The organism is Litoreibacter sp. GN1-5 (genome assembly GCF_055693805.1).
This window is the reverse complement of record NZ_JBVFUP010000001.1, coordinates 241,004-258,598: the sequence shown is the minus strand read 5'-3', so window position 1 is coordinate 258,598 and position 17,595 is coordinate 241,004. Positions and strand designations below refer to the sequence as shown.

Below are 17,595 nucleotides of genomic sequence, written 5' to 3'. Positions count from 1 at the left end.
CTCTATAATCCTTTTATCCAGTCCAGCAGTAGTTCCACTGTCGGTTGCGTTTGACTTGGGCTGAGGATATCGCCTGCGATCACATGGTGATAGGGGTCATCACCCGGCCCTATTTCGGGATTGACCACACGCACTTCCCACCCCCAACGCTCGGCCACGTCTTGTGTGGCTTCCGCCGCGACCACTTGATCTTTTTGTGAAAAGACAAACAACGCCGGGACATTTACCGTCTCGTAATCCAGCCCATACGCATATTTGACCAAGGCATCCACGGGCACAGCTGCCACTGTTGGATACCGCGTCGTCCAGTATTTGCCATGCGCGCTGTTAACCGGCTCAAAACTTCGATCCGGCCCTATTGCGAAGGGCGCCCAATACCGCACCAATGGCCAGCCTAGAAGCCGAGCCGCCGGATTTGCCACACGAAAATTCGGTGAAACAAAAGCAATCCCTTTCACACCCTTGATCATGTCTGGGTCCGTTGCTGCAATGGCGGCCAAAGTTCCCCCGGTCGAGGTTGCGAGTATGATCACCTCCCGCCCCAGCCGACGCCCTATTGCAAGCGCCTCTGCTGTGTCTTCTAGCCAGTCTCCCGCAGACGGCTCGGCCATGGCCTCAGCACCGCGCCCGTGACCTTGCAGCCTTGTGTAGAAAAGATTTGCCCCCAGCGCCTCTGACACAAGGTCTGGCACCGGGCGAATTTCTTCGGATGTGGCAGAGTATCCATGCAGATAAACCAGCGCCAAATCGGTTTGTTGTCCTGGCTCGTCAGCCCAGATAATACGCTTTTCAACTCCGGGCGTTATATCATCAAATCGTGCTTCAGCCTCAGCAAGGTATACATCAATATTATCCCCCAATGCATTCTCATCAAATGATATTTCCACATCAACCGGCTCACGTGGCGCGAATATCCATATGGCACACAATGATAAGACAAAGGCAAGAAGGAACCGGCCCAACCATTTTCCGAAAACCTGTATCACGCGACCTCTCCAAGCCTCTGCAATACGTTATTCACCGCATCCTCAATCAACTGCAATGCGTCAGGGTCCGAGAACCGGTGATCCCCACCTTTCAGCAACACCAGCCGCATATCCGGCCCTTCCGCGTGATCAAGCAAGCGCAACGCAACGGACATATCCACATCTGTATCGGCTGTCCCTTGCAGGAAGCGTGCCGGGAAAGGCAAGCTCAGCGGATCACGAAAGACCAGATGATTACGGCCATCTTCGATCAGGCGACGCGTGATAATATAGGGCTCGCCATAATCCGATGGCAGCGCCACTTGGCCTGCTTCAAGTTCGGCTTTTTGCGCGTCTGAGAACGCGCCCCACATACTATCCTCGGTGAAATCTGGTGCGGCAGCAATTGTCACAAGCCCTGCAATACATTCTGGTATCCGCTTGGCCATCAACAGCGATATCCACCCGCCCATGGATGAGCCGATCAGCAGTTGCGGGCCCTCGGTCAAGGCTAAAATCGTTTCAAAGGCATCCTCGGCCCAATCGCCAATTGCCCCATCTGTAAATGCACCGGATGACTGCCCATGACCGGAATAATCAAACCGTAAAAATGCCCGACTCTGCGCACGCGCCCAAGCCTCAAGATGCAGGGCTTTGGTGCCTTCCATATCTGATTTAAAACCACCCAGAAAAACGATGCCGGGCCCCTGCCCTTTGGTCTGATGGTAGGCAATCCGGCGTCCCTGCGGCGTGGTCAAGAATTCTGGCATCTGCGGCTCCTTTCCTATGCAAGCTACCCATGTCTTGACGAAGGGCAAGGTCAGAAAAATAAGTGACTACCTTGTCACGTGACTATTTAATTACCTATAAGTGATTCTATGGACATGATCTTCAAAGCCCTCGGCGATCCGGCAAGGCGGGATATTCTGGACAGGCTTCGGGCCAAAGACGCCCAGACCCTGAGCGAGTTGGAAGAGCACTATGAGATGACACGTTTTGGCGTGATGAAACATCTCGGCGTGCTGGAAGAGGCAAAGCTGATCACGACCAAGAAAGTTGGGCGTTTCAAGTACCATTACCTGAACGCCTTGCCCCTACAGGAGACGATTGACCGCTGGATAGAGCCACTGCTGGCCAAACCTGCGGCCCGTGGCCTTCTGGATTTAAAAGCACAGTTAGAAGGAGCTGCCAATATGACTGACAAACCCGATTTCCGCATGGAAACCTACATCCACTGCACGCAGGATGCGCTATGGAACGCACTGACCGATCCGGACTTGGAGGCGCAATATCACTTCGCCTCAGACAAGGTTACGCGCGATGGCAACATAGTGACTTACCATACACCGGATGGAGGCGTGATGTTGATATGTACGGAAACCGAGCTTGTGCCCAAGACCCGCATCTCATCAACATTTGAACCAAAATGGGATGGGCCTGATATGAAAACCTCCCGTTTTGATTACCTGATCGAGCCACAAGGGACTTTCTGCAAGCTCGCACTTGAGCATTATGATATCCCCGCCGGACAGGAAGGTGTCGCTGATGGCTGGCAGCGGATGCTGGCCGGTCTTAAGACATTTCTGGAAACGGGCAAGGAAGCAAAATTTAGGTATGGCAGTTAGGCCTTAACCGCTCACATAGGCACCAATTTTGGGCCGGTAGAAATTCTTCTGATTATGTAGTCGGCCCAAAAGATCATGGGTATCGCGTAAGGCGGCGTCCAGAGTTTCCAAACTCACTTCGTCCAAATCATCGTCCCGGATGCCATTTGCCAGACGCATACGCTGATCTGACAATCGGGTCTGTTCATCCCGTAGCACTGTTTCGATCAAATCAATATCGTTGATGGTAAGTTGAAAGGTCCGGTTATAGCTCGGCATGAATACATCCCTGTTTGCCTCAGAGTTCTTGCGGGTTGGCTTCACCTGAATAGTCCTACCCGCATTATCGACATTACCACTTCCAGACTTCTCTGCAAAGCAATGCGCGGGACCAGTCACCCTAGCCCCGTGAAGGCACTACTGTAGAATCAAGTTCTTATCGCCGGGCCATTGAATTTCGAACCCGAACTTCACCTTCTGCTCTGTCCCGGCTTTGAGATCAAAGGTCCATGCCGTTACGCCGCGCTTGCCTTCAAAGTCCGTCTCGGAAGGGCGCGGTGTCGCTGTTGTTTTGATCTGCAAATCCTCATGCTCCGAGAATGGCGCACGATCATAAAGCGTCAGAACAATATCATAAGGCAGCACGCTTTTGGCATTGATTTCAAAATTCTCAACCCGTGTATTGGTCGTGCCAATCAGGCCGAAATCGCCATCCTCTTTACCAAGAACCCGGTGGGTGATCTCAATCCCGTCTACTACCCCAAAGGGCAAAGTTGCCTCAGCACCGGCAGCCGTAAACGGCATCCAGGTTTCGCCGATGAATGTCCCGTCCCGGAAAGCTGATACACGACCAGGCAGCATGGGGCCGCCAAATCCGTTAGTCATGGACGCATAAAGGACAGATCGATCATCTTGTCCTGCAGCACATCAAGTTCCGCCTTCACGCGTTTATATGCCGGGCTTTCGCTGGGATCGACAGGTGGCAAACGGCTGACCCGGTGATTGACAGAGATAATCCGGAATGCACTGTCCCTTTCCCCGGTAACGCGCAAGCTGGATGCATCAAAATCCAGAGGTAAATCATCAACAATAATCGTATGACCACCTTGCTCGGCATCAAATTCCACCATGCGGGCCACAGTGGCACCGGACGGGTAAACCGTGGCGCCGCTTATCAGGCTGTCCACATTGATTTCAGCGGCCCATAACGGACCTGTCGCAAAAAATATCACGGCTGTTGATGCAAGAATGGTTTTCATGATGTCCTCGTTTCCCTATCTGCTTTTTATTATGACGCATGTGATACAGCCGTCCTTGGCGCAAGCAGTAAAAAAGTTAGTGGCTGGCCTCATTTTCCAGCAATTATGCCTCTTGACGCTACAGTTTTCGCCCGCCATTACGCTGTGAAATAACCCGCAACCGGGCGTTCCGTGGGCGCCAAACTGACGAGGAGCCTTTGTGATGGCCTCAATCTCTCTTACTTTTCCCGATGGCAATGCGCGCGAGTTTGACGCAGGCGTAACAGCAGCCGAGGTTGCCGCCTCTATCTCGACATCTCTGCGCAAAAAGGCCATTTCCGCCACAGTCGATGGCGCGCATTATGATCTTCAATGGCCCATCGAAGCGAACGCATCCATTGCCATCAACACTATGCAGGACGAAGCCCCTGCGCTGGAACTGATCCGCCACGATCTGGCTCATATCATGGCGCGTGCTGTGCAAGAAATCTGGCCGGATGTGAAAGTCACAATTGGTCCGGTGATCGAGAATGGTTGGTACTATGATTTCGACCGGGCCGAGCCGTTTACGCCTGAAGACTTGGGTGCGATTGAGAAAAAGATGAAAGAAATCATAAACCTGCGCGAAAACGTTCGCACAGAAGTTTGGGATCGCGCCCGTGCAGTCAAACATTATGAAGACAACGGTGAGCCTTATAAGGTCGAACTGATCGACGCCATTCCTGGCGACGAACCTTTGCGCATGTATTGGCATGGCGACTGGCAGGATCTGTGTCGTGGTCCTCACCTGCAGCACACAGGTCAAGTCCCCGCCGATGCGTTCAAACTGATGTCAGTTGCAGGAGCCTATTGGCGCGGTGATAGCAACCGCGCCATGTTGCAACGTATCTATGGCGTGGCATTCCAAAACCGTGAGAAACTGCGCGACTACCTGCATTTTCTTGAAGAGGCCGAGAAACGAGATCACCGAAAACTTGGCCGCGAAATGGACCTATTTCATATGCAGGAAGAGGCCCCCGGTCAGGTCTTTTGGCACCCGAATGGTTGGACCATTTATACTGTGCTCCAAGACTATATGCGCCGCAAACAACGCGCAGGCGGTTATGTCGAGATTAATACACCGCAGGTTGTGGATCGTAAGCTTTGGGAAGCCTCGGGGCATTGGGATAAATATCAGGAACATATGTTCATCGTTGAGGTGGACGAAGAACATGCGCGCGAAAAATCTATTAATGCGCTGAAACCGATGAACTGCCCGTGCCATGTGCAAGTTTACAATCAAGGGCTGAAATCATATCGCGACCTTCCCTTGCGCATGGCCGAGTTCGGCAGTTGTAACCGCTATGAGCCATCCGGCGCGCTGCATGGCATCATGCGGGTGCGTGGATTTACACAAGACGACGCCCATATTTTCTGCACCGAAGATCAGATCGAGGCCGAATGCGCCCGCTTCATCGACTTCCTAGCCAGTGTCTACGGCGATTTGGGCTTTGACGAATTTGAAATCAAATTCGCCACCCGCCCTGAAAAACGTGTTGGATCCGAAGAAAGCTGGGATCATGTTGAAAATGCTTTGGAAAATGCGATCAAAGCGACGGGCAATGACTATACGCCCGATCCCGGCGAGGGCGCGTTTTATGGTCCTAAACTGGACTTTTTCCTGACCGACTCTCTGGGACGGCAATGGCAATGCGGGACATTTCAAGTGGACCCAAACCTGCCCGAACGGTTGGACGCTACTTATATCGGTGAGGACGGTGCAAGACACCGCCCCTATATGCTGCACCGCGCAACGCTTGGCTCTTTCGAGCGGTTTATCGGCATTTTGATCGAAACCCATGCGGGCAGGCTGCCCTTCTGGCTTGCGCCACGGCAGGTCGTCGTGGCCTCGATTGTCTCTGAGGCTGACAGCTATGTGCTTGAAACAGTTGAAAAGCTGGTAGCAGCAGGCATCCGAGCCGAAGCAGATATTCGTAACGAAAAGATCAATTACAAGGTCCGGGAACATTCAGTTGGAAAAGTCCCAGTGATCCTTGCGGTTGGCAAAAAAGAGGTAGAGGACGGAACCGTTACATTGCGCCGCCTTGGCGAGAAACGGACCTCGGTTGAACCACTTGATGCGCTGATCCCGATCCTAAAGGCAGACGCGACACCCCCTGATTTAAAGTAAGGCATCCTGCACGTCCTTGCCCCATCCCAGATAAAGCGCATCGGCCTCAATGACCGGGCGCTTCATAAGGATTGGGTGCGCTGCCAACTGATCTGCAGGGGGTGTGGCCCGCTCGGCCTCGCTCATGCCGCGCCACGTGGTTGAACGTGTATTGATCAATGCATCACCAAAGGCGCTTAAAAAGCGGGCAATATCATCTTTAGAAAGCGGAGCTGCGCGAATATCAACAAATTCGACCTCTTTTCTATTTGAGGTCAATGTTTTCAAAGCCTTACGACAAGTATCGCAAGTCTTAATACCGTATAGCTTCATATCCAGCATCCATTCTTTCAAAAGTTATGTGATTTAAAACCAAACATATTCTTTGAACAAAGCGGTTACGAGCAAAAAAATGCTGCAAATATGGAAACAGAACTACGTCATTGATATTTTAACAAAAGGCTATATGTGTCAAAACTGTGATACAGACTTTACGTGCCCGCTTCTTCTACCAAGCAGCCGGACGACAAAAAGACACTGCTGCACCACCCCGCCACAATACCGTGGGCGGATACTATGAAGGAGATACGGGAATGGCCACAGGCACCGTAAAATGGTTTAATACAACCAAAGGCTTCGGCTTTATAGCACCTGATGATGGCGGCAAAGATGTGTTCGTGCATATTTCAGCTGTTGAACGTGCAGGTCTGACAGGTCTGCGTGATGATCAGAAGATTCAATATGAAATGATTGAAGGTCGTGATGGTCGGGCCTCAGCGGGCGATCTGGTTGCTTTAGACTAAACTTAAAACTCAGAACTTTCGAAACGGCCCTCATCTTATGGGCCGTTTTTCGTTTGAGTACATCCTAATAATTGCGTCATAGCGCAAATTCTCAGCCCGTTACTCTTGTATCTCTTGCAGGTATTGCGCCAGCGCTACCAACTTGGCAGGCGTTGGGGTCTGAATACCATCACCTGTATCATAAGGCACAGTTGGTCCTGTCAGAAAATCACCAAATTCCGGCATCTGTTCACGCGGCAACGCCCGTCGGTGATATCCATCGATGATGCTGATCACTTCGGCCATTGGAAAAACGCCGTCACGTCTGGCCGCAATCCGGGTCAGATCGGCAGGTGGGGTATCCAGCTCTGCGGCCAAGGGGCCATCCCCTCGCCCACTGGTGCCGTGACAAGCCACACAATTGTCGTTGTAAAGAGAAAAGCCAGTATGCGATTTCGGCTCAACGGTACAAGCCAGCAAGGTCAGGCCAGCGAAAGCGACAAGCGATATATAAAGGTGTTTCATCCGGCCCCGTTATTCCTGAATAGTTTCCAGCCATGTGATCAGGTCAACAATTGGCTGACTGGTCATAATCATCACCCCATCTTCACCCTTGATGGTAACACCCTTACCTTCAAAATACTCTCCGAACAACGGCATCGGGCTACCATGAGCAAGCAATGGATCACGCCCATCGATTTTGGCGATAACATCGCTACGGGGAAAGGTGCCGTCAGCCTCACTTGCAAGGACTGTCAGGTCTGTCGGTAAGATAGTGAGGATAGGCGCCATTGGCCCATTACCCCGCCCTTCGATACCATGGCAAGACGCACAATAGGTCTGAAATGTCTTGTCACCTTCCTCTGCATCCTGCGCCATGGCAACAGCGGGCACTAATGCGACCATCATGCATATTAAAGTTCGGATCATGCTCACCACTCCTGTTATTCTTTTAACTAATGACAACTTAATGACGCATGGGACCCGTCGCATTGATCCGTGTCATTTTCTGATCAAGGTTTTTCCAATATGTGTGGCAATTAACTACGCATGGAGTTTCCATTTAACCGCCTGACTTCATGGTGAGATCCTATGATCTTTGCTTGATCATCCCGTCGTTCCGGTCCAGTTTTCTTTTTATGCGGTACGCGCTTTTTCTTTTTTTAATTTTTCTTGCTGCGTGTGGGCGGCCTCTCACCTCGACAGAGCGTGCTTACCTGCAAAGCATACATGGCCCGTCGCTTGATACATCAAAGGTGCGATTGGTGAAGATTGCGCCGCTAAGGTCATTCAGCTTACGCATCCCAAAGCGGCCCCGCGTGACGTGCCAGGACCGCATATTTCCTGAACCGACTGAGGATATCGTTACGGGCGCACCTGCGGCTACGGTGGTCTTCAACCATATTTTCGTCAATCGTGATTTCTGGCGCAACAACTACAAGCCCGGCTATCCTGATCAGATGTATTTATACGAGGCTATGTTTCTAGCCCACGAAATGACCCATATCTGGCAATGGCAAAACCGCAAGATCACCGGCTATCACCCTTTCAAAGCTGTGGCAGAGCATCAGGCAAGCGATGATCCATACCTGTTTGATCTGGACAATAAGACTGCTGAGTTCGGCGACTTTGGCTTCGAACAACAAGGTGCGATCGTCGAAGAATTCATCTGCTGTCGCGCTTTGAACCCCGAAGGTACGCGGACCAAGCGCCTGCATGATATGTTGGGCAAAGCCTTCAACAATGGCGCTCTGATGCGCAGCCTGCCCCAAACGCGTGTTATTAAACCGTGGGATGGCGCTGATCTGGATGGCATTTGCGAATAGGTTTCAACATCGGAAGCGCTTGCAATAGGTCTACAAACCTCTCACCCTATTCAAAAATATGGAGGGGATGATGAACGCCTACGATCTGAAGGGCAAGACTGCGGTTGTCACAGGTGGCGCGCAGGGTATTGGATTTGCGGTCGTACAACAGATGTTGGCCTCGGGCGCACGTGTCGCATCGTGGGACATGCAAGAGGAACGCAATCAGACAGCTATGGCAAATCTGCAGGGCGAAACACTTGCCTGCCTTTGCGACATATCCAACATGGGATTGGTACAGGACGCTTTGGCCCAAACAGAAGCAGCACTCGGCCCTGTTGACATTCTGGTGAATTCCGCCGGAATAGCCGGACCGAATGCGCCTGTGCAGGATTACGACGATGCGGCCTGGGGGCAAATCATTACAATCAACCTAACTGGCACATACCATGTGAACAAAGCTGTCTTGCCCGGAATGCAGAAACGTAATTTTGGCCGGATCGTCAACATCGCCTCAATCGCCGGGAAGGAAGGCAACCCGAATGCCTGCGCTTATTCTGCGTCAAAGGCCGGGGTGATAGGGTTTACAAAATCCGCTGGCAAAGAAAATGCGGACAAAAATATCGCCATCAACTGTGTCACCCCAGCCGCGGCTCGCACGCCTATCTTTGATCAGATGAGCGAGGAACATATCGACTACATGCTCTCCAAAATACCACGTGCGCGTTTTCTGGAGGTTGAAGAAGCGGCACATATGATCACATGGCTTGTCAGCGCTGAGAACTCTTTCACAACCGCTGCGGTGTTTGATCTGTCAGGTGGGCGGGCGACATACTAAGGGGGAACTAAACATGCCCACATCATCCTATGCGTTCATCATGTTATTGGCGGGCATCGGCGTGCCCGTACTGGCCACACTGAATGCAGCTTTAGGGCGTAGCATAGGCGCGCCAGCAGCGGCCTCAGTGGTACTGTTCGCAGTTGCCTTACTCAGTGCAGCAGCAGTTACTCTGATCACCGGACCCAGTGCCATTGCAAAGATTGTAGACGCCCCGAAATATCTATTGCTTGGGGGTATTCTGATCGCTTTTTATGTCTTGTCCATCACCTGGATTGCACCACATTTTGGGGTCGGCAATGCTGTTTTCTTTGTGTTGCTTGGGCAATTAATTTCAGCGGCCCTGATTGATCATTTTGGATTATTCGGAGCCGCACAGACTTCGCTTACCTTAACCCGGGCTCTGGGCATTGCGATGATGGCAGGCGGCGTGTTTCTGACACAGATTGCGGTTCAGTAAGCTGTCGCAAATGTATTGCGGGCTTCAAGACGCTCAAGATTGACAATTGCTGACAACATTAACTGATCCTGGCTCCAGTCACTTGGCTTCTGGATTGCGACCGAGATGAGCGCAACAGCCACAATCAACGGGGTCATGACGGACAAGAACATTGCCTTGGATGGGTGCCTATTCTGACTTTCAAACAAGGAGCGAAACCTTTGACCAAGGAAATTGGCGGAACCGCCGGACAGCAATCGCTGATCAATCTGCACAAAGGCCACTTGCGGCATGGCAACGCTCAGGCGATTGTCCCTGCGCAGGCTGGCTTCGCAAACGCGCAGCAGACATTGACCGTATTCGTAGGCGCCAAATCTACCCCTTGTCAGAACGCTTTGATCACAAGCCAGTTCCCGCAATCGCTCAATCTGGCGTTTCCATAGATGATATGCCGGGTTCCAGAAAAAGAGTGGTTTGAGCAATTCCAACGCGAGTTCCCATTCCACATCTTTTTGGCGCAAATGCTGAAATTCATGGGCAAGGGCAATACGTAGATCCTGCCCATTCACCAGCATATATGAGGGAATAATAATATATCGTCTGGTCAGACTACGTGTAGAAAACGGCACACTTATACTATCTGACAGACGCATTTGCACTGAACCGAATTGCCGCCAGACATAACTGTCACAGATTATTCTGCGCAATTTGATCATATTCATAACAATGGCAGCTGAGAAGAAGGCAACGCCACACAAAACAACCGCACCAGTCTGGTTGAGGCTAATCAGACTTCTGGTAAAATCGTGGCGCAGGTGCATGACCTGTTCAAACTGGGATGGTTTCATATGAAAACTGCCATTTAGATAGTGTGACAGCAGCACATCCGATAAGTTCATCTGACGGCCAATTGCAAAGAAATCACCCATCAGCACAAAAACCGGCGCGAAAACAACAGCCAACAGTAACCCGTTCAGAAGACGTAACTGAGTGGGATACGCATACCGCATACCAATGCGATCCATGCCCGTGCGAACCAAAAGCCACATAAGAAATGTGACCGCCAGCAGAATATTGGCGTTGATGTAGATATCGAGGATTGTGTTAATCTGTTGTGTCATCCTTCAACCTCCGGTCCAATAAGGCCCGAATTTCCCCCAAAGCATCCTCGGTTAAATCGCAATCGTCCACAAGCCGCGCCACCAGCGAAGCGGGCGTATTATCAAACAATTTTTCAGACAGGTCTTTAAGCGACCTTGATTGATAAGCATCTTTCGCGAGAAGTGGTTTGTAGACGAATGTTTTGCCTTTCTTGCTACTGGTGACGAATTCCTTCTGTTCCAGAATGCGTAAGATTGTTGCGGCAGAGGTATAGGCAAGGTTACGTTCCGGAGCGAGGTTGGCCAGCACATCGCGCACACTGCCTTCACCCAGTTCCCAAAGCTGGGACATGAATTCCAGCTCAACCTCGGTCAGAAACTCGCTTTTTTTCTTATGCCGTATCGGGTCTGCCATGTTTTGCTCAGACCTTCCAGAAACAGAATACGCCCCATGCAATTGCCAGCCCAAGCGGGATCCATAACGGCGTCCCGAAAAGCCCAAGCCATGCAAGGAAAATGTAAACTGACCCAAGAAGCGAGATGAACAGACGATCGCCCCGCGTTGTGGTCAAGCCAAGAACGCCTTGACGTTCATCCCCACCGGGGCGCTTGATCTCAAGAACAGTCAACACGCCCATAGCGCTGAAGATACCAATGAACACCACCAGTGTTGCCGGGGTCCATGCCATCCAGAAGCTTGGCCAAAGGGGGGATGTCCAGGAAAAGCTTTTCTCGGCTTTTTCCCCAACGCTGCCCCATCCGTTTGTGGCCTGTGCAAAGGCTGGATTTACGACAAGTGCTGCAATGAAGGTCAGAAGAAACCGCATCACACTCTCCCCAAGGCAAAGCCTTTGGCAATATAGTTGCGCACAAAATAAATAACGATTGCGCCCGGAATGATGGTCAAGGTTCCGGCAGCCGCCAGCAGACCAAGCTCATAACCCGCACTGGATGCCGTTTTGGTCATCGTTGCCGCAATTGGCTTGGCATAAACAGCCGTCAGCGTCTTTGCCAACAAAAGCTCAACCCAGGAGAACATGAAGCAGAAGAAAGCGGCGACGCCGACACCGGCTTTGATAGAGGGCAGGAAAATCGTCATGAAAAAGCGCGGGAAAGAATAGCCATCGACATAGGCGGTCTCGTCCAGCTCCTTTGGGACGCCGCCCATGAAGCCTTCCAAAATCCAGACAGCCAGCGGGATGTTGAACAGGCAATGCGCCAGCGCAACAGCAAGATGCGTGTCGAAAATACCTACGGCTTGATATAGTTGAAAGAACGGCAAAGCGAAGACCGCTGCTGGTGCCATCCGGTTGGTCAGCAACCAGAAAAACAACTGCTTATCCCCGAGAAAGCGATAACGGGAAAACGCATAGGCCGCAGGCAAGGCAACCGTTACCGAGATGACCGTATTCAGCGACACATAGATGATCGAATTTATGTACCCCCAGTACCAGCTTGGATCGGTGAAAATCACCCGATAATTCGCCAATGTCCAAGTCTGTGGGAAAAGCGAGAACCCGGATAGAATTTCGCCGGTTGTCTTGAAGCTCATCGCGACAAGCCAGTAGATCGGTAACATCAAAAACAGGATGTAAAGGATTGGTATGAGTGATCTTTTTCTCATTTTGAGTCATCCTTTGTCATCAAGGTATAGAATAGCCACGAGACCAGCAATGTGATTGCGAAATAGATCAGGCTCATCGCTGCGGCGGGACCAAGGTCGAACTGTCCGAGGGCGATTTTCACCAGATCAATTGATAGCAATGTAGTCGAATTGCCCGGCCCACCCCCTGTCAGAACGAATGGTTCGGTATAGATGTTGAAGCTGTCCATAAAGCGCAACAGGATTGCGATGGTCAGCACCGTTTTCATCTTGGGCAATTGGATGTAGCGAAAGACTTTCCACGGTGATGCCCCGTCTATCTTCGCCGCTTGGTAATAGGCATCCGGGATTGATACGAGACCTGCGTAAGACAAAAGCACCACAAGCGACGTCCAGTGCCAGACATCCATGGTGATAATCGTGACCCATGCCGCGACAGGGCTTTGGGTCATGTCATATTCAATACCCAGCGTTGTGTTCAGAAAATACCCTAAAAGGCCGATATCCGGCAGGGTGAAGATGTTCCACATCGCGCCGACGACATTCCACGGGATCAGCATCGGCAGCGCCATTGTCACCAGACAGACGGGCACCCAAAACCCCTGACGGGGCATGGATAAGGCAATTATGATGCCCAACGGAATTTCGATAGCAAGGATCAGACCAGTGAACAGAAATTGCCGCCCCAGCGCCGCATGGAAACGGTCCGAGCGCAGAATTTGTTCAAACCATCCCAGACCTTCCCAGAAAAACAGATTGTCACCAAATGTTTCTTGGACTGAATAATTGACGACCGTCATCATTGGGACGAGCGCGTTAAACGCCACAAGAAGCAGAACCGGAAGGACAAAGAACCATGCCTTTTGGTTTTCGGTTTTCATGATCTTGCCTCCGTGGCGATCCAACCATCGCGATAAAGCCGTGTCTGATCCGCACGAAACGCAAGGTGAACGGCATCCCCGTGCCCCGGCACGTCGCCTTCAATAATCGCCTTGACGCTATTGTCGCCAACCATCGCCTCAACGACATTATGGCGACCAACATCAGACACTTTGCGCACCACGGCAGGCAGCCCGGTTGCGCCAAGGGCTACAAATTCAGGCCGGATACCAATCTGCGTAGCACCAGAACCTTGCCGGATCGCACCTTCCAGCGCCACCTGCTGCCCTTCAAAAAACGCGCCGCCATCGCGTATCTCGCATGGCAAGACGTTCATACCGGGGGAGCCTATGAAGTGGCCAACAAATGTGTGCGCGGGGCGCTCAAACAGCTCAACCGGTGTGCCGATCTGCACCACCTCGCCTTCCTGCATGACAACCACCTGATCTGCGAAGGTTAGCGCTTCGGTCTGGTCGTGGGTCACATAGATCATCGTGGCGCGCACCTTCTGGTGCAACTCTTTCAGCTTGCTGCGCAGCTTCCATTTCAGATGTGGGTCGATCACCGTAAGTGGCTCATCAAACATCACGACATTGACATCATCACGCACAAGACCGCGCCCCATCGAGATTTTCTGTTTGTTGTCAGGGCTCAGACCAGCAGCACGTGTCCGCAACATATCTTCGACCTCAAGCATAGATGCTATTTCTGTGACGCGGGCATCGACCTTTTCCTCGGACACCCCACGATTGCGCAAGGGGAAGGCAAGGTTATCGTAGACCGTCATCGTGTCGTAGATCACAGGGAACTGGAACACCTGCGCAATGTTGCGCTGGTCGGGGGGCAAATGGGTGACGTCTTTGTCATCAAACAGAATTTGACCATCTGACGGGACCAGAAGCCCCGAAATAATGTTCAGGAGAGTTGATTTTCCGCAACCAGACGGGCCGAGAAGCGCGTATGCCCCGCCATCATTCCATTCGAGGTCAATCTCTTTCAGCGCATAGTCGTCGCGGCTTTTTGGATTGGGGTAATAACTGTGCCGCAGGTCTTTGAGGGTGATTTTCGCCATTTAAGCCACCAACTGCCCATCGGGCGCAAAATAAAAGCATTTGGACGGATCCATATAAAATCTGTGATCCTCGCCGACTTCATAAGGGTGAACACCATGCGCCAATGACACCCATGCATCATTGCCCATTTGGAAATGCGCACTTGACTCAGAGCCGGACAATTCTGTCACCAGCACGGTTCCCGTGATGGGTATGCCGCCATGATCTTCAACAGGGCTGATATGGTGCGGGCGCACAGCAACCGTGTAGGTTCCATCAGTCAACCCCGCAGCATCCCCTTGCAAAACCCACGTGACCCCGGTGGGCAAACGCGCCTCAGTCCCGGCTTTGGTAATCTCGGCAAAATTGATTGGGGGGTCCGAAAAGACCCGCGCTGCTGTCAGATTGCCGGGCTTGCGATAAATCTGCGCGGTCGGGCCAAACTGCGACACATGCCCATCGTCCATCAGCGCAGTATACCCCCCAAAAGCAAAGCTTCTTCCGGCTCGGACGTGGCGTAAACCACAACCGCGCCGCGTCCAGCGAAGAGTTCCGGCAGCTGTTCGCGCAGTTCTTCGCGCAATTTGTAATCAAGGTTCGCCAGCGGTTCGTCTAGAAACACCGCGCGGCTTTCTTTGGCAATTGCACGCGCCAAGGCACAGCGTTGTTGTTGGCCGCCAGAAAGCTCCTGCGGGCGACGTTTCAGCATGGGGCGGAGTTGCAGGATATCTGCGGCCTCTTCCACACGGCCTTGAATTTCGGATTTTGCCATGCCTGCGACCCGCAAAGGGGAGGCAATGTTGTCATAAACGCTCATATGCGGGTAGTTCACAAAGAACTGGTGCACCAAGCTTATATTACGCTTCTGCGTTGACAGTTTGGTTACATCGACGTCGTCCATGAATATCTGGCCGCTTGCCGCCGGATCGAGGCCCGCCATCAGCTTGATAAGCGACGTCTTACCTACCCCTGTCTGACCAAGAAGGACGTTGAAATGTCCAGCCTCAAGCGTCAGCGATGTTGGCTTGATATGCTTTATCTGGCCCACCTGCTTGGTGATGTTTTTCAGCTCTATCGTCATGGAAAACCCTGTCCCGAATATTCCCTGTGTCCGCAGGGTTGGCGGTCGGAACCAATGATCCCGACCAAAGTCGGCCCGATATAACACCGGACCAACAGGGAGGTTACATTACTGAGCCGCCCAGCGCGCAACCAGCTCGTCATAGTTGACGGTTTCGCCTTGCGGTTTCTCGTTGTCCAACTTCGGCTTTGCACCGCCATTGGCAAACCAGAACTCAGCGTCTTTCTCTTCGTTCAGACGCGGGCCACAGCCGCCATAGACATTCGCAGCTTCATCAGCTGCCTGCATCCGACCCATGGTGATATCCATTTCCTGAGCCAGACGGTCCATCGCTTCTTGTGGTGTAAAGGCACCCGAGTTCACGTCACCGATCTGCTGCCACCAAATCTGAGCCAGCTTTGGATAGTCAGGCACGTTGATGCCGGTTGGCGACCATGCCACACGATCAGGCGAGCGGTAGAACTCGACCAAACCGCCCAATTTAGGCGCACGTTCGGTGAAGCTTTCGTGATTCACCGAGCTGTCTCGAATGAAGGTCAGCCCAACATGGGATTTCTTCACGTCAACAGTCTTGGAGGTCACAAACTGCGCATAGAGCCATGCAGCCTGCGCCCGATCAGCCGGGGTTGACTTCAGGAAGGTCCACGACCCCACGTCCTGGTAGCCAACTTTCTGGCCTTCTTCCCAATAGGGACCGTGCGGGCTTGGGGCCATGCGCCAAAGCGGGTTGCCCTCGTCATCAACCGTATTGTTCCCTTCTGATTTCGGCTTCACCATATCGGCGGTAAAGGCCGTGTACCAAAAGATCTGTTGGGCCACATTGCCTTGCGCCAAAGCAGGCAGGGATTGGTAGAAGTCATAGCTCGCCGCACCGGGGGGAGCATAGTTGCGCAGCCATTCGTCCCATTTGCGGATTGCGTAGACGGCCGCTGGACCGTTGGCAGCACCGCCGCGAGATACAGAAGCACCCGATGGATTACAGGATCCCTCCTCCATGCGGATACCCCATTCGTCAATCGGAATACCGTTTGGCTCCCCTTTTGATCCAGTGCCCGCCATTGACAGCCATGCATCGGTCATCCGCCAACCCAGGTCGGGCGCGCGCTTGCCGTAATCCATGTGGCCATAGATCGTTACGCCGTCGATCTCTTTGACATCATTGGAGAAAAACTCCGCGATATCTTCATAAGCCGACCAATTGACGGGCACACCAAGATCATAGCCGTATTTTTCCTTGAAGGCGGCTTGGTTTGCCTCATCATCAAACCAGTCTTTGCGGAACCAATAGAGGTTCGCAAACTGCTGATCGGGCAGCTGATAAAGATTTCCATCCGGGCCAGTCGTGAACTGAATTCCCATAAAGTCTTCCAGATCAAGTGTAGGTGACGTCGTCGCAGACCAGTCGCCCCCCATCTGTTCCGTAAGGTTATAGGCCAGTTGCAACCGCGAATGCGTTCCGATCAGGTCGCTGTCATTCACATAGCCATCATAGAGATTGCGTTTGGTCTGCATCTGCGTTTGTACAGCCTGCACCACCTCGCCTTCCCCGAGAATTTGGTGGTTCACCTTGATACCGGTGATTTCCTCAAATGCTTTTGTCAGAACTTCCGATTCATAGGAATGTGTCGGAATACCCTCGGACAGAACATTAATCTCCATGCCGGAAAACGGCTCAGCTGCACTGATAAACCAGTCCATTTCGGCCATCTGTTCTTCTTTGCTAAGCGATGATGGCTGGAATTCGTCATCAATCCATTTCTTGGCCGCCTCTGCATCGGCAAACGCCGCTGACGACCCCGCTATCACGGCAGATGCCGCGACTGCGGAGAGCAGATACTTACGCATCTTGTTTCCTCCCTAAGTTTTATATGTACTGGCAAAAACCAGCCTATATATGTTGGGATCAGATGTTTTGCTTTGTCAAACTAAATCTTTAGTAGTTAAATGCATCCCTTCTTACCATTTGATTTTAAATGAATTTTACTTCATGTGTCTTTTAAGATCATCCTACGCGCAGACAGATTCAGCGGGCTTTCAAATCGGACCGGCGCTAAAAGCCA

21 protein-coding genes and 1 pseudogene are annotated in these 17,595 nt (G+C 52.0%); 6 read left to right on the top strand and 16 right to left on the bottom strand.

What is annotated here, in order from left to right:
• Nucleotides 1–2 precede the first annotated feature (2 nt).
• Both ACZ1HF_RS01330 and ACZ1HF_RS01325 read right to left on the bottom strand, forming a co-directional pair.
• Nucleotides 3–986 carry an alpha/beta hydrolase gene (locus ACZ1HF_RS01330; RefSeq protein WP_472655815.1) on the bottom strand — a complete coding sequence of 328 codons (984 nt, stop codon included), beginning with the start codon at nucleotides 984–986 and terminating at the stop codon, nucleotides 3–5.
• A complete protein-coding gene (locus ACZ1HF_RS01325; protein ID WP_472655814.1) occupies nucleotides 983–1,735 on the bottom strand; it encodes an alpha/beta hydrolase in 753 nt (250 codons plus the stop codon). The genes ACZ1HF_RS01330 and ACZ1HF_RS01325 overlap by 4 nt, the downstream gene beginning before the upstream one ends.
• A 108-nt stretch (nucleotides 1,736–1,843) precedes the next feature.
• Here ACZ1HF_RS01325 and ACZ1HF_RS01320 point away from each other — a divergent pair, with 108 nt between their 5' ends.
• Nucleotides 1,844–2,590, top strand: coding sequence for an ArsR/SmtB family transcription factor (locus ACZ1HF_RS01320; RefSeq protein ID WP_472655813.1), 747 nt, complete (start codon nucleotides 1,844–1,846; stop codon nucleotides 2,588–2,590).
• A gap of 3 nt (nucleotides 2,591–2,593) precedes the next feature.
• On the opposite strand, the gene ACZ1HF_RS01315 is transcribed toward ACZ1HF_RS01320, so the two are convergent.
• The 3 genes from ACZ1HF_RS01315 to ACZ1HF_RS01305 form a co-directional block, all read right to left on the bottom strand.
• Entirely contained in the window at nucleotides 2,594–2,848 is a 255-nt protein-coding gene (locus ACZ1HF_RS01315; protein WP_472655812.1) for a hypothetical protein, read from the bottom strand.
• A 138-nt stretch (nucleotides 2,849–2,986) separates the two neighbouring features.
• A complete protein-coding gene (locus ACZ1HF_RS01310; protein ID WP_472655811.1) occupies nucleotides 2,987–3,430 on the bottom strand; it encodes a DUF4139 domain-containing protein in 444 nt (147 codons plus the stop codon).
• Between the two features lie 20 nt (nucleotides 3,431–3,450).
• Complete coding sequence (locus ACZ1HF_RS01305) at nucleotides 3,451–3,828, bottom strand: DUF4140 domain-containing protein (RefSeq protein WP_472655810.1); 378 nt, start codon at nucleotides 3,826–3,828, stop codon at nucleotides 3,451–3,453.
• A 202-nt stretch (nucleotides 3,829–4,030) separates the two neighbouring features.
• On the opposite strand from ACZ1HF_RS01305, the gene thrS reads away from it, so the two are divergent.
• A complete protein-coding gene (gene thrS / locus ACZ1HF_RS01300) occupies nucleotides 4,031–5,977 on the top strand; it encodes a threonine--tRNA ligase (RefSeq protein ID WP_472655809.1) in 1,947 nt (648 codons plus the stop codon).
• On the opposite strand, the gene ACZ1HF_RS01295 is transcribed toward thrS, so the two are convergent.
• Complete coding sequence (locus ACZ1HF_RS01295) at nucleotides 5,969–6,289, bottom strand: arsenate reductase family protein (protein WP_472655808.1); 321 nt, start codon at nucleotides 6,287–6,289, stop codon at nucleotides 5,969–5,971. The genes thrS and ACZ1HF_RS01295 overlap by 9 nt on opposite strands.
• A gap of 260 nt (nucleotides 6,290–6,549) precedes the next feature.
• Between ACZ1HF_RS01295 and ACZ1HF_RS01290 the strand changes: the two genes are divergently transcribed.
• Nucleotides 6,550–6,759 (top strand): cold-shock protein, encoded by a 210-nt coding sequence (locus ACZ1HF_RS01290; RefSeq protein ID WP_021099906.1) that lies wholly within the window; start codon nucleotides 6,550–6,552, stop codon nucleotides 6,757–6,759.
• Between the two features lie 99 nt (nucleotides 6,760–6,858).
• On the opposite strand, the gene ACZ1HF_RS01285 is transcribed toward ACZ1HF_RS01290, so the two are convergent.
• Nucleotides 6,859–7,263, bottom strand: a complete 405-nt coding sequence (locus tag ACZ1HF_RS01285; RefSeq protein ID WP_472655807.1) for a c-type cytochrome — start codon at nucleotides 7,261–7,263, stop codon at nucleotides 6,859–6,861.
• A gap of 9 nt (nucleotides 7,264–7,272) precedes the next feature.
• On the bottom strand, nucleotides 7,273–7,668 hold the full coding sequence (locus ACZ1HF_RS01280; RefSeq protein WP_472655806.1) for a cytochrome c4: 396 nt from the start codon (nucleotides 7,666–7,668) through the stop codon (nucleotides 7,273–7,275).
• Between the two features lie 335 nt (nucleotides 7,669–8,003).
• Here ACZ1HF_RS01280 and ACZ1HF_RS01275 point away from each other — a divergent pair, with 335 nt between their 5' ends.
• From ACZ1HF_RS01275 to ACZ1HF_RS01265, 3 genes are all read left to right on the top strand, one after another.
• Nucleotides 8,004–8,564: a hypothetical protein gene (locus ACZ1HF_RS01275; RefSeq protein WP_472655805.1), complete on the top strand. Its 561-nt coding sequence runs from the start codon at nucleotides 8,004–8,006 to the stop codon at nucleotides 8,562–8,564.
• Between the two features lie 70 nt (nucleotides 8,565–8,634).
• Nucleotides 8,635–9,381: an SDR family NAD(P)-dependent oxidoreductase gene (locus ACZ1HF_RS01270; protein WP_472658950.1), complete on the top strand. Its 747-nt coding sequence runs from the start codon at nucleotides 8,635–8,637 to the stop codon at nucleotides 9,379–9,381.
• Nucleotides 9,382–9,394: 13 nt separating this feature from the next.
• Nucleotides 9,395–9,841, top strand: coding sequence for a DMT family transporter (locus ACZ1HF_RS01265; protein WP_472655804.1), 447 nt, complete (start codon nucleotides 9,395–9,397; stop codon nucleotides 9,839–9,841).
• Here ACZ1HF_RS01265 and ACZ1HF_RS01260 read toward each other — a convergent pair.
• The 8 genes and pseudogenes from ACZ1HF_RS01260 to ACZ1HF_RS01225 all read right to left on the bottom strand — a co-directional run bounded on the left by ACZ1HF_RS01260 (nucleotide 9,835) and on the right by ACZ1HF_RS01225 (nucleotide 17,380).
• Complete coding sequence (locus ACZ1HF_RS01260) at nucleotides 9,835–10,941, bottom strand: M56 family metallopeptidase (RefSeq protein ID WP_472655803.1); 1,107 nt, start codon at nucleotides 10,939–10,941, stop codon at nucleotides 9,835–9,837. The genes ACZ1HF_RS01265 and ACZ1HF_RS01260 overlap by 7 nt on opposite strands.
• Entirely contained in the window at nucleotides 10,925–11,323 is a 399-nt protein-coding gene (locus tag ACZ1HF_RS01255) for a BlaI/MecI/CopY family transcriptional regulator (protein WP_472658949.1), read from the bottom strand. The genes ACZ1HF_RS01260 and ACZ1HF_RS01255 overlap by 17 nt, the downstream gene beginning before the upstream one ends.
• Nucleotides 11,324–11,342: 19 nt before the next feature.
• On the bottom strand, nucleotides 11,343–11,609 hold the full coding sequence (locus tag ACZ1HF_RS01250; protein WP_472658948.1) for a DUF2160 domain-containing protein: 267 nt from the start codon (nucleotides 11,607–11,609) through the stop codon (nucleotides 11,343–11,345).
• 137 nt (nucleotides 11,610–11,746) lie between these two features.
• Nucleotides 11,747–12,544: a carbohydrate ABC transporter permease gene (locus ACZ1HF_RS01245; RefSeq protein ID WP_472655802.1), complete on the bottom strand. Its 798-nt coding sequence runs from the start codon at nucleotides 12,542–12,544 to the stop codon at nucleotides 11,747–11,749.
• Nucleotides 12,541–13,404, bottom strand: coding sequence for a carbohydrate ABC transporter permease (locus ACZ1HF_RS01240; protein ID WP_472655801.1), 864 nt, complete (start codon nucleotides 13,402–13,404; stop codon nucleotides 12,541–12,543). The genes ACZ1HF_RS01245 and ACZ1HF_RS01240 overlap by 4 nt, the downstream gene beginning before the upstream one ends.
• Entirely contained in the window at nucleotides 13,401–14,474 is a 1,074-nt protein-coding gene (locus ACZ1HF_RS01235; RefSeq protein ID WP_472655800.1) for an ABC transporter ATP-binding protein, read from the bottom strand. The genes ACZ1HF_RS01240 and ACZ1HF_RS01235 overlap by 4 nt, the downstream gene beginning before the upstream one ends.
• Nucleotides 14,475–15,535 (bottom strand): annotated as a pseudogene (locus tag ACZ1HF_RS01230) (ABC transporter ATP-binding protein).
• A gap of 108 nt (nucleotides 15,536–15,643) precedes the next feature.
• Nucleotides 15,644–17,380 (bottom strand): ABC transporter substrate-binding protein, encoded by a 1,737-nt coding sequence (locus ACZ1HF_RS01225; RefSeq protein WP_472655799.1) that lies wholly within the window; start codon nucleotides 17,378–17,380, stop codon nucleotides 15,644–15,646.
• Nucleotides 17,381–17,595 lie beyond the last annotated feature (215 nt).